The sequence below is a fragment of the Archangium violaceum Cb vi76 genome (assembly GCF_000733295.1).
GTDB lineage: Bacteria > Myxococcota > Myxococcia > Myxococcales > Myxococcaceae > Archangium > Archangium violaceum.
Window position 1 is genome coordinate 42,282 of record NZ_JPMI01000045.1, and the last position, 12,429, is coordinate 54,710.

The following is a 12,429-nucleotide window of genomic DNA, read 5'->3' on the forward strand; positions in this document are numbered from 1 at the left end:
CTCCCTACCGGCCCAGATCCGAGGAGGAAGGACGCATCCACGCCCAGACCCATTGCTCGGAGGACCCGCCCGGCCCTTGCGAACGCGCCCACTCGTCGGAGGAGCCGCTCGGCCCCTGGGACTTCATCCACCACGACTCGGCGGGACCCGCCTGCGTCCGCGAGGCCGTGGCCTGCTCGGAGGAGCCGCCCGGACCCTGCGACCGCATCCACTGCTGCTCCGAGGAGCCAGCGGGACCCCAGGAGCCCATCCACGGCTGCTCCGAGGAGCCCTCGGCGCGGCGGGCCTGGAGATAATCCTGGCCGGGGGGCACCTCGTCCGGGGCACCGGGGCCGGTGCGCTCGCGCTGGCGCTCGGGGATGTCCTCGAAGCCCCCGCTGCCCGGCAGGGCCACGCGGCGCCAGAGGATGTACTCGCGCTCCTCGTAGGGCGGGGTCCGGGTGGGCGCGGTGGCCGCCACCGCCTCCATCTCTCCGCCCCGGACGGCGACGGGCGGCATGCGCAGGTAGCGCACCGAGATGTCCTCGGACGGCCCTCCCGGCGGCAGGAAGATGCGGTTGGAGGAGTGGCCGATGCGGCGCGAGCGGCCGCTACTGCCCACGAAATGGATCTCCACACGGTAGGGACGGCCGGGCGGCAGCCCGTGGATGTAGTAGCTGCGCGACTCGAGCGCGACGTCGATCACCCGCACCAGCACGTCGGCGTCGTCATAGACGCGCAGCACGGCGCGCGGCGACTGCATCCCGTCCAGGGCACGCCGCCGGGCCTCGGCGCTGAAGTCCCAGAGCACGAAGAGCGTATGCGGATCTCTCGCCAGCAGCAGCGCCGTGTCGTCCTCGTAGTCCATCGGCAGCTCGCCGAGCCGCTCGGCGTAGTCGGGCGAGCCGAGCGCCTCACGGGGCCGGCGGTTCTGCGCCTCGGTGAGGTGGTGGTGCCAGGCCTCCTGCTCTCCCGCCATGCGGGCCACGAAGAAGCCCTCCACCAGCGGCTCGGCGGCATGCTGCGCCACGGGGACGGCCTCCGGAGGCGCGGCCGGGTCCACCGGCGTCACCAGGGTGACCTCCTCGTCGACCGAGAGCCGGCCCGGCGACCTGGGCTTGGGCGGGAAGGTCACCACCTCCGCGGGGCGGGGCAGGGGGCGGACCGGGGTCTTCTCGTCGTCATCGCCGGGCAGGGGGTGCTCCGGGGCGGCGGGCTGCTTGGGACGCTCGTCCTCGGGCTTCTCGGTGCGCGAGGCCGCCGAGACGGCCACCGGGGCCTTGCGTGAGCCCGTCGTCCCCACCGTCCCATCCGCCGGACGCGTCTTCTGCTTGACGGCCCCCTTCCCCTGCTCCTCGAGGCCCGCCAGCTTCGCCAGCCTGGGCACCCGCTTCGCGAGCGCCGCCAGCAGGTCCTTCTTGGTCTTGAGCTTGCTATGCCCGCGTCCGAGATGCTTGCGCGCGAGCTCCCGCAGGTACTCCACCGTGACGCTCTTGAAGTCGGCCATAGGCACCTATCGGCTTAGGTCGCCAGGGCTCGGGGGTCAACGAGCGATTTCACTACTGTTCGTGGTCTTACCTCGGGACTCGTCGGGGGGCGGTGACAAGCCGGGAGTCGACTTTGTATTCTCCCGTCCGCCTTGAGCGACCTGCCCAGACTCCTGCTGTGCAGCTTCGATGTCCTCCCCGGCCCTTCTGGCTCGTCGCGGCGGGTGACGGAGTATTTGAAGGCGTTGCCCGATCGCTTCTCCGTGGTGGTGCTCTCGGTCAAGACACCGGACCACTCGCACATCGAGAAGTATCAGGGCGCCCGCCTGCTCCGCGTGCCCGTGGGCGCTGGAGATCTGGCCTCGCGCATCCAGTCCTTCGAGCGCGCCGTGCGCCGCCAGTTGGAGAGCGAGGAGTACGCGCTCGTCCACTTCACCGACCCCTTCGGCGGCTACGCCCTGTGCGAGCTCAAGGGCGACTACGGCTACCGGCTCATCTACGAGGCCCAGGGTTTCCCCTCCCAGGAGCTGCGCTACACGCACCCGCAGTTGGAGGGTGACCGGAAGTTCCTCTCCAAGGTCCGCCGCCAGGAGCTCTTCTGTCTGATGAACGCGGACCGGGTCATCACCGGCTCGCCCACCACGCGCTCCTTCATCCAATCCCTGGGTGTGGGCCAGGAGTCCGTACAGGTGGTGCGCGCCCCGGTGGACCTGGGGCCCTATTCGCCCGAGGCGCTCGGCTCGCCGGATGGCACCCCCATGCGGCTGATGTACCTGGGCAGCCAGGTCGCCTGGCAGGGACTGGCCGGACTGCTGCGGGGGCTCGCACTCGCCGTGCGGGAGGTGGACGTGCGGCTCACGCTCGTGGGCGCACGCCACCCGGACTGGCAGCCCCACCTGGAGGACCTGGTCTCCGAGCTCGGTCTCAAGGAGCACGTCGAGTTCCAGCCGCCCGTGGCCCATGACGACGTGGCCAAGGTGCTCGCGCTCGCGGACGTGGGCGTGCTGCCGCTGGACGACGTGGACCGCAACCGCGTCCAGGGCGGCGCCCTCGCCAAGGTCTCCGAGTACCTCGCCGCGGGCCGTCCGGTGCTCGCCGCCGATCTCCCCGTGGCCCGGGAGCTCATCCCCTCCTCGGCCGGTGTCTTCTATCCACCCGGTGACGCCCAGGCGCTCGCGGACCACCTCATCGCGCTGGCGCGGGACGTGCCCCGGCGCGTCTCCCTCGGGAAGCAGGCCCGGGCCCATGCCGAGCAGTGGCTCGACGCGGGCCTCATCCGGGGTCGGCTGCTGGACATCTACGACGGCCTGCTCGGCAAGACTCCGGTGCCGACGGCGCCCGCCGATGAGTCCAAGCTCAGCCCGACGATGACGGGCACGCCCACCAACCGCATCCTCGCGCTCGCGGGGACGGTGAGTGCGATCACCCCCGGCTCCGTGGCCCCAGCACCCCTCGAGGGCGCCTCCGCGGGCGAGCCCATCCCGGACACCGACCCGGGCCAGGGTGGCTCCGCGCGCGAGGAGCTGCCGCTCGTCACGGGCCACATCCTCTATGAAGAGGGCCTCGACACGCGCCTCATCAAGACGGAGCCGGAGGCCGCCCGGCCCGATGGTCCTCCCGTCATCATGGGGCTGCCCCTGCGCGAGCCCTCCTTCAAGGACCGGGACAACGCGCTGACGGAGCAGGACGTCCGGACGAGCGGGCCTCCGGTCATCATGGGGCTGCCCCTGCGCGACCCCCCCGCTCCCGCCCCGCCCGCGTCTCCCCCTCCCATTCCGCCCCGCGCGAGTCTGCTCACCCGGGCGGTCTCCGCCGAGCCCCGGCCAGCCCCGGCCCCGGCACCCGCCGCGGCTCCCGAGCCGGCCCAGGCCCGGCCTCCCGCGCTGCCGCCCCGCCGCGAGGAGCGTCCCTCCCCCCGCCCGGCGGAGCCCCCCGTTCTGCTCCAGCAGGCCCCCAGCCTGCCGGAGAAGTCGCGCCCGTCGATCTCCATTCCGCCGCTGCCGCCCAGGGCCCGGCCTCCGGGTGACGCCCGCCCCGCCGCTCCACCGGTGCTCACCCCGACGGAGGTGCCCCCTGCCCCCGCCGCTCAGGCGCGCACCCCGGCCAGGACCGAGGAGCCCGAGGAAATCTCCGAGGCCGAGGCCGAGGAGATTCAAGAGGTAGACAGCGCTCCGACACCTACCGACGCCCAGCCCCTGGAGGAGCCGGAGGAGATCAGCAGCGCGGAGATCCACGAGGCGGAGACGCCGGAGACGCCGCCCCGGGAGCCTCCCGAGTCGCGGTTGAACCCGTGGTTCGCCCAGCTGGCGCACGGCTACTGCCCGCCCGAGGGCACGCAGTTCGCCCGGCACACCCCGCCCACCACCATGCCCGGCCGGGACGAGGACCCCGCCCCGCCCCCCGCCCCGAAGGCGCAGGGAATGTCACGTGGTAAACCCTCATAATCCGAGAGAGATGCATCTTCCTCGCGGGGCAAGCGGGCGAGCCTGACACGGAAACTTTCCAAGCCCTTTCGCGCATGGCTAGGATGTGCCGGTTTTCATTGCACTTTTCGTGGGTAAAAGGGCTGCATGGAGCGCCGCGTCCTCATCGTCGAAAGCCAGAACGACTTCGCCCTCAGCATGGCCACCGTGCTCAAGAGCGCGGGCTATCAAACGGCCATGGCGGCAACCGCCGCCGACGCACAGCGTGAGATGGAGAAGCGTCGGCCGGACCTCGTCGTCGTCCGAGCCGAGCTGCCGGATCAGTCCGGCTTCACCCTGTGCGGGCAGATCAAGAAGGGCAAGTGGGGGCAGAACCTCCGTGTGCTGCTGCTGTCCTCGGACACGGGCGTGGAGGGGCTGAACCAGCACCGCCAGACGCCGGGTGCCGCGGACGGCTACCTCATCATCCCCTTCGAGATGGGAGAGCTCGCCTCCATGAGCGTGGGCATCCTGCCTCCCGACGAGGAGCCGGCCCCCGCCGGCCACTCGGGTGACGGTCCGCCGGCCATGCCGCCGCCGCTCAAGGGCGCGCCCTCTCCCGCGGGTGGCCCGCCCCGGCTGCCCAAGCGCGAGCGCCGCAGCGCCATCACCGAGGAGGATCGCGGCTTCCTCGAGCGCTCCTTCCAGTCCATCGCGGACCGCAAGGCCGAGCTGCTCGCCGAGTCCCGTCAGCTCAAGCGCCCGCCCCCGCGGCGCGACCTGATGGGCACGCCCGAGGGCAAGGTCCAGCTGCTGCGCGACGAACTCAAGGTGCGCGAGGCGCAGATCGCCCGCATCTCGGAGATCTGGAACGTCCGCGAGCGCGAGCTGCTCTCCGTGGAGGACCGCCTCCACGAGAAGGACGTGGAGCTGCAGGGCCTGAAGATGCAGGTGGATGACCTGCTGCGGCGCTTCAACGAGGCCCAGCAGGGCATGCTCCAGAAGGAGCGCGAGCACGGCGCCACCGTCGACGACCTGCTCCTGCAGAAGTTCTCCGCCGAGAAGGATCTCATCGAGGTGGTGGCCTCCAAGGAGAAGGACATCAACGTCCTTCGCCGCGAGGTGTCCAGCCGCGATGACGAGCTGTCGCGCCGCGCCGGCGAGCTGGATACCGCCCGCGAGGAGTACGACAAGCTCGAGAAGCACCTGGGCATCGTCACCCTCGAGTTCGAGGTCAAGGAGCAGAAGCTCACCGAGACGGTGCAGGCCCACGAGGCCGAGCTGGCCCGCCGCCAGCAGCGCATCGACTCCGTGGAGGGCGAGCTGGCCCGCACCGTCAGCGAGCGCGACCAGCGCTACGCCGAGCTGAGCGGGGAGATCCAGGCGCTGCAGGAGCGGCTGGCCCAGACGGAGCAGGAGCGCGACACCACCGTGCGCGCCCTGGAGTCGCGCGCCCTCGCGGCCGAGGACCACGGCGCCCGGGCGGACGCGGAGCTCCAGCGGCTCACCGAGGAGCGCAACGCACTCGAGGCACGGCTCAGCGAGCAGATCGCCGCCCTGGAGTCGGACCTGTCGCGCATGACGGGCGAGCGCGACCAGCTCCAGCAGGACAAGGACGCGCTGGAGAGCGATCTCACGCGGCGGCTGGAGGAGCGCGACGCGAAGGTCGCCACGCTCGAGCGCGAGCTGCAGGAGACCATCGCCCGCAACGAGCACCACGAGGCGGAGCTCAACGCCAACATCCAGCAGCAGATGGAGCGCATCGGCGAGCTGGAGGGCGAGGTCGAGTCCGTCAAGGCCCACCTGGCCGACCGCGAGGCCGAGCTGACCGCCGAGCTGGAGGCCCTCACCCAGGCTCGCAACGAGCTGGAGGCCTCCAAGAACGCCCTGGAGGCCGAGCTCAACGGGCAGCTCCAGGCGCTCCAGGAGACCGTCGCCGACCGCGACACGCAGATCTCCAACCTGACCGGCGAGCTGGACGCCACCTCGCAGACGCTCGCGCAGACGCAGGCCACGCTCTCGCAGACCGAGGAGACGCTGGCCACCACGCGCGGCGAGCTGGAGGCCACCTCCCAGACGCTCACCGAGACGCAGGGCACGCTGGCCGACACGCAGGCCACCCTCGCCGACACGCAAGGCCGTCTCTCCGCCACCGAGGAGACGCTGGCCAGCACGCGCGGCGAGCTGGAGGCCACCGCCCAGTCGCTGGCCGACACCCAGGCCACGCTGACCGACACGCAGGGCCAGCTGGAGCAGACCCGCGACGAGCTCGCCCGCACCGTGCAGGAGCGCACGGACCGCGAGACGGAGCTGCAGGCCGCCAACGCGGAGATCACCCGCGTCAGCGGCGTCCTCCAGGAGACCGAGGCCCTCAAGCAGGCCATGGAGGAGGAGCTGTCCGAGCAGCTCGGCCAGGTGCGCAACGAGCTGGCCGAGACACAGGGTGCCCTCGCCGCCACCCGCGAGGCGCTCGCGGGCGAGCAGGCCGCCCACGTGCAGACCCAGCAGCAGGCCTCCGCCACCCAGGCGGAGCTGGAGTCCACGCTCGCCCAGACGCGTGACCAGAACCAGGAGCTGGAGGAGCAGCTCTTCCTCACCAAGCAGGAGCTGGGCAGCCGCGTCGCCGAGGTCACCCAGCTCGGCGCGCAGCTCGCCGAGTCCCAGGACGAGCACCACCGTGTGGAGGACCGCCTCAACACGCTCACCGCCGAGTCGCAGCGCCGCATCGACTTCCTGGAGAAGGACGTCGCCGCCAAGGGCCAGGAGCTCTCGGACACGATGCAGAAGCTCACCGGCATGACGCAGGAGAAGGAGCGTCAGCGCGCCGAGGTGGCCGCCAGGGCCGAGCAGCTCAAGCAGCTCGAGGCCCGCCGCCAGCAGGAGGCGGAGCAGGCCAGGCGCACCGCCGACGAGCTCACCCGGCAGGCCGGCGCCCTCAACACCGAGCTGGAGAACGCACGCAAGCAGATCACCGCGCGTGACGAGCAGCTCAAGGCCGCGGGCAACACCCAGACGAAGCTGCTATCGGATCGCGACGGGCTGGCCAACCAGCTCGCCGAGGCCCAGGCACAGCTCCAGGCGCTCCAGCAGGCCCAGGCCCAGGAGCGCAACGAGGCGAAGCGCGCCGCGGACGACCTGGCCGCGAAGCTGTCCCGCGCCGAGGCCCGTACCGCCCAGCTCACCCAGGAGGCGCAGACGCGCGCCGCCGAGGCCGACGCCAAGGTCAAGGAGGCCCAGACGCAGCTCACCGCCCGGGCCAAGAAGATCCAGGAGCTGGAGCTCGCCGTGGAGAACGCGGCCGGCGCCAAGAGCCGCGTGGAGAAGGATCTCAACGCCAAGCTGGCCGCCGCCGATGCCAAGGCCGCCGACACCGCCACCAGGCTCGCCGCCGCCGCCAAGGAGCGCAAGGAGCTGGAGGCCCGGCAGGCCAAGGAGCTCGAGGAGCTGGCCAACCGTCAGAAGGCGGAGCTGGAGCGCCGCGACTCCCTGAAGGCCCAGGAGATCGCCCGCCTGCAGCAGTCGGTGCAGGAGAAGAGCAAGGCCCTCAAGGTCGCCGAGCTGGAGCTGGCCCGCTTCAAGACGAAGTCCCCGGGCACGGCGGCCGCGAAGTCCACCGCCGCGGCCAGGCCCCTGGCGGACGAGGACGACAGCGTGCTCACCACGCAGCTCAACACCATCGCGCCCGCCGCTCCGGCCAAGGCCGCCGCCCGTCCCGCCGCCAAGAACACCGTGGCCAAGAAGGCCGCCGCAGCGCCTCCCCCCGTCGAGGAGGAGGGCGTCTCCGACCGCACCGTGGTCATGCAGATCCCCGCCCCGGCCGCCGCCTCGGACGAGGCCGACTGGACCTCGCTCGTGGACGAGCTGGACAAGTAGTGTGGTTCACCGGCCGCGCGTGGCGCCCCTGCCGCGCGCGGCCGACGTTTGATGGTGGGAGCACCCTCCGGGGCCGGTCTCGCGAAACTTGTCCAACAGTTGGACAAGTTCGTGACGAGCGCGGCCGGGAGGTGTCTCGGAACGGCCTACGACGGGTGGCTCAGAGCGCGGCGCGAGCCTGGCGCACGAGATCCTTGAACTCGACGGTGGCGACCACTTCGCGGAAGGACACGTGGGTGCCGTGGGACTGGGCCTCCAGGCGGGCCTGGTGCCAGCGAGCCCGCATGGTCCGGGTGGCGACGTAGGCGAGCAGCAGCATGAAGGCTCCTGGAATCAGGGCCACCGCCACCACGAGCACCATGCGCAACATCCAGGACATGACCGCCGCCTCCCAGCTACGAATGCGCGGCTCTTTTGCACGTCGCGTGCCCATCGTGGGGAAATAATTTCCCAAGTTGTTCCGGCCACTTGCACAGCGAGCAACCGGCGAGAGGGCGTGGAAGGGGCTGGAGGTCTGGCATTTTTGCCGCAGTGGCCTGAAAACCCTTCGGTTAAGTTGAGGGGTGTGAACACCCCCTCCCCTTCGACCCAAGCACACACCCTGAGCAGCGTGGAGGACGCGGAGACGCGCCTCGAGCAGGTGGGATATCTGGCCTCTCCGGAAATCGCGACCGCGAGCTTCCTGGCGGATCGGCTGCAGAAGCCCATCCTGGTGGAGGGACCAGCGGGGGTGGGCAAGACGGAGCTGGCCCGGGCGTTGGGGCAGGCCCTGGGGCGCGAGTTCATCCGCCTGCAGTGCTACGAGGGCCTGGACGAGGCGAAGGCGCTCTACGAGTGGGAGTACGCCAAGCAGCTGCTCTACACCCAGCTCCTGAAGGACAAGATCGGAGAGATGGTGCAGGGCACGGGGACGCTGGGAGAGGCGGCGGACCGGCTGGCGTCGAGCGACGCGGTGTTCTTCTCGGAGCGCTTCCTGCTGCCGAGGCCGGTGCTGAAGTCCCTTCTGTCGGACACGCCGGCGCTGCTGCTGGTGGATGAGATCGACAAGGCGGATCCGGAGTTCGAGGCCTTCCTGCTGGAGGTGCTGTCGGACAACGCGGTGACGATTCCGGAGCTGGGGACGTTCAAGGCGAAGCACGTGCCGCGGGTGGTGCTGACGTCGAACAACGCGCGGGAGCTATCGGACGCGCTGAAGAGACGATGCCTGCACCTGCACATCGACTTCCCGGACCGGGAGCGGGAGCTGAGGATCATCCGCAAGCGGCTGCCGGAGGTGTCGAGGACGCTGTCGGAGCAGGTAGTGGAGGCGGTGGCGGCGATCCGGAAGCTGGACTTGAAGAAGGCGCCGTCGATCAGCGAGACGCTGGACTGGGTGCAGAGCCTGGCGCTGCTGAACGCGGAGTCGCTGACGGCGGACATGGTGGCGGCGACGTTGAACCTGGTGCTGAAGCACGAGGGAGACATCGAGAAGGCGAAGAGCAACCTGGCGCAGATCGCGCAGGCCTGAGCCCGCCCCCCAAACGCCCACCCAACACCCAACGCACAACAAACACCCTCTCCCCCCGGGAGAGGGACGGGGTGAGGGTGCCAGGATCCCAGGTTGAACCCGTGTATGCCCCCTCTCCCTCTGGGAGAGGGCTGGGGTGAGGGTCGAGATGACCTGGACCGAGGAAGCGCTGAGAGCAGAGGGCTTCGAGAACCCGAAGCGAGCGGCCAAGGAGCTCTCGGCGCTATCGGCGGAACTTGGAGACCAGGCCGCGAAACGAATCCACGAGGCAGCGAAGAGGACCTCGGAGCCCGACGAGCTCATCGCGGCCTTCGACCGGATCCGCGAAGGCCTGAGAGGCCACCCGGAAGCCCCCCTCACCCGCCTGTTGGACTGGCTCCCCCCGGTCTTCCACGCGAGCACCTTCGCGCCGCGACTCCTGACCACGAGGCCCGGGCTCCTGCGCTGGCTCGCGGGCTCACGAACACTGACCCGGGAAAAACCGCGGGAGCACTACCGGCGGGAGGCACTGGGAGCCACGAGGCGCATCGCGGCAACAGATGCGGAAGGCCTGTACCGCCGCCTGCGCCGCTACAAGTACCGCGAGCTGCTGCGCCTCATGGTGCGCGACGCGACCTTGCGAGCGCCCATGTCGGAGCTCGGCCGGGAGCAGACGGCCCTGTCCGAAGCACTCATCCGAGCGGCGCTGTCCTGGGCGGAGCGGAGCCTCCAGGCCAGATACGGCACACCGGACACCCCGGGCTTCTGCATCCTGGGGATGGGGAAGCTGGGCGGAGAGGATCTCAACTTCAGCTCGGACGTGGACCTCATCTACCTGTACCGGTCGGACGGACACACGACGGGAGGAACGTCGGGTGCCCTGCCCACGGTGCAGTACTACACGCGGCTGGGCGAGGCGGTGACACAAGCCCTGACGAAGGTGACGGCGGAGGGCTTCTGCTACCGGGTGGACCTGAACCTGCGCCCGCAGGGGCGAGCGGGGGCGATGGTGCTCTCGCTGCAGGCCGCGCTGGCGTACTACGAGACCTTCGGGCGCATGTGGGAGCGAGCGGCGCTCACGAAGGCGCGGGCGGTGGCGGGAGACGCAACCCTCGCGGAAGAGCTGTCGAGCGAACTGGGCCCATTCATCTGGCGGAGGAGCCTGGACCTGTCGGCGGTGGACGGGCTGCGAGACCTGAAGGCGCAGATCGACATGCGCGGCAAGGCGAGCGCGGATGACGTGAAGCTGGGCCCGGGGGGAATCCGCGAGGTGGAGTTCTTCGTCAACGCGCTGCAACTGTTGCAGGGAGGCAAGGACCCGGGCCTGCGCGAGCCGAGGACGATGAGGGCGCTGCGCAAGTTGGAGCGAGCGGGCTTCGTCTCGGGGCCGGACGCGGACGCACTGGAGGAGGCGTACGTCTTCCTGCGGAGGGTGGAGAACCGGCTGCAGATGTTGGAGGAGCGGCAGACGCAGGCACTGCCCACGGGAGAGCGGGAGCGTCGCCGGCTGGCCACGTCGCTGGGCCACGGGGACTGGGACACCTTCCGGGCCGAGCTGGAGCGGCACCGGCGCTTCGTGCTGGAGTCCTTCAACACACTGTTGGGGAAGACGGCGCGGGACGAGGTACCCGACGAGCCGCTGCTGGCGCTCGCGCTGGACCCGGACCTCGCACTGGAACAACGCCGGGCGGCGCTGGCGCGGCGGGGCTTCGAGGACCCCGATCGGGCACTGGCCGAGCTGGAGCGATTGGCCCGGGTGCCCCACTCGCCCTTCGCGGATGGTGGCTCGGGGGTGAAGGCGGTGCGGCTGTTGTCGGAGCTGGCACAGACGCCGGATCCGGACCAGGCGCTGCTGCACTTCTCGGACTTCCTCGCGCGGCTGCACCAGCCCGAGGGCTACCTCCGGCTGCTCACGGGTATGCCGCGGGCGAGCCGGCGCCTCTTCAACCTCTTCGGGCAGAGCGACTACCTCTCGCGCATCTTCCTGCGGCACCCGGAGCTGCTGGACGCCCTGGTGCAGGCGCAGCTGGACGAGGCGCACAAGTCCACCGAGCGCATCCGCCAGGAGCTGGGAGCACGGCTGGCGCGGCACCCGGATGCGGAGACGAAGCACGGGGCGATGCCGCGCTTCAAGAACGAGGAGGTGCTGCGCATCGGGCTCAACGACATCGGGGGAGACCTCTCGGTGCCGGAGGTGGCGCGGCAGCTCACGGCGGTGGCGGACGCCATCCTCGACGAGTGCCTCTTCCTGGCGCTGGAGGAGCAACGCGAGCGTTACGGCCTGCCGCTCGACGCGGGCGGGAAGCGCGAGGGGCTGGTGGTCATCGCCATGGGCAAGCTGGGCGGGTACGAGCTGGGCTACCACTCGGACCTGGACCTCCTCTTCGTCTACAGCGGCAACGGCCAGGCGGACACGAGCGGAGGCAACCGTGGCGCCATCACCCACCACGAGTACTTCGCCAAGGCGGTGCAGCGGCTCCTGACGCTGCTCCAGGTGCAGTTGCGTGAGGGGCACCTCTACAAGATCGACGCGCGGCTGAGGCCCTCGGGGAACCAGGGGGCGCTGGTGGTGAGCCAGGACACCCTGCGTGAGCACCACCAGAAGCGGGCCCAACTCTGGGAGCGCCAGGCGCTCATCAAGGCCCGGCCGGCCGCGGGAGACGCGGTGCGCTTCCACCCCTTGAGGGACGAGGTGCTCACCCCGCTCGTCTACGAGCGTCCCCTGCCCCCGGACGCGGCGGCGGAGATCGACCGGCTGCGCACGCGCATGGAGCGCGAGCTGGCGCACGAGAACGCCTGGCAGCTCAACCCGAAGCTGGGCCAGGGCGGGCTGGTGGACGTGGAGTTCACCGTCCAGTACCTGCAACTGGTACACGGCCGGGAGCACCCGCGGGTGCGAAGCACCAACACGCTGGCGGCGCTGGAGGGACTCCAGGCCGAGGGCCTCCTGCCCCCCGAGGACGCCGAGGCGCTGCGCCAGGGCTACCTCTTCCTGCGCCGGGTGGAGAACCGGCTGCGGCTCGTGCACGCCAGCTCCCTGGCCCACATGCCCACCGGTGGCCGGCCCCTGGCGCAGCTCGCGCGCCGGCTGGGTGTCCTCGGCACCGGGCCGGGAGAAACGTTCCTCGCCCAATACAGAGCCAGCGCCGCCCGCGTGCGGGACGTGTATGCTCGCGTCCTTCGCGCCCCGCGCCCCGTCTGA

6 protein-coding genes are annotated in these 12,429 nt (G+C 70.9%); 4 read left to right on the forward strand and 2 right to left on the reverse strand.

Going from position 1 to position 12,429, the window contains the following annotated elements; translation table 11 throughout:
* Positions 1-4: 4 nt before the first annotated feature.
* Positions 5-1,486: a DUF4912 domain-containing protein gene (locus Q664_RS07590; RefSeq protein WP_052517797.1), complete on the reverse strand. Its 1,482-nt coding sequence runs from the start codon at positions 1,484-1,486 to the stop codon at positions 5-7.
* A 225-nt stretch (positions 1,487-1,711) separates the two neighbouring features.
* Between Q664_RS07590 and Q664_RS07595 the strand changes: the two genes are divergently transcribed.
* Both Q664_RS07595 and Q664_RS07600 read left to right on the forward strand, forming a co-directional pair.
* The gene (locus Q664_RS07595) at positions 1,712-3,910 is read left to right on the forward strand and encodes a glycosyltransferase family 4 protein (protein ID WP_043391678.1); all 2,199 of its coding nucleotides are present in this window, start codon (positions 1,712-1,714) and stop codon (positions 3,908-3,910) included.
* 126 nt (positions 3,911-4,036) lie between these two features.
* Positions 4,037-7,741 carry a response regulator gene (locus tag Q664_RS07600; RefSeq protein WP_043391559.1) on the forward strand — a complete coding sequence of 1,235 codons (3,705 nt, stop codon included), beginning with the start codon at positions 4,037-4,039 and terminating at the stop codon, positions 7,739-7,741.
* Between the two features lie 160 nt (positions 7,742-7,901).
* On the opposite strand, the gene Q664_RS07605 is transcribed toward Q664_RS07600, so the two are convergent.
* Positions 7,902-8,120, reverse strand: coding sequence for a hypothetical protein (locus Q664_RS07605; RefSeq protein ID WP_043391562.1), 219 nt, complete (start codon positions 8,118-8,120; stop codon positions 7,902-7,904).
* Positions 8,121-8,306: 186 nt separating this feature from the next.
* Here Q664_RS07605 and Q664_RS07610 point away from each other — a divergent pair, with 186 nt between their 5' ends.
* Positions 8,307-9,248 (forward strand): AAA family ATPase, encoded by a 942-nt coding sequence (locus tag Q664_RS07610; protein WP_043391564.1) that lies wholly within the window; start codon positions 8,307-8,309, stop codon positions 9,246-9,248.
* Between the two features lie 136 nt (positions 9,249-9,384).
* On the forward strand, positions 9,385-12,429 hold the full coding sequence (glnE, locus tag Q664_RS07615) for a bifunctional [glutamate--ammonia ligase]-adenylyl-L-tyrosine phosphorylase/[glutamate--ammonia-ligase] adenylyltransferase (RefSeq protein WP_152621969.1): 3,045 nt from the start codon (positions 9,385-9,387) through the stop codon (positions 12,427-12,429).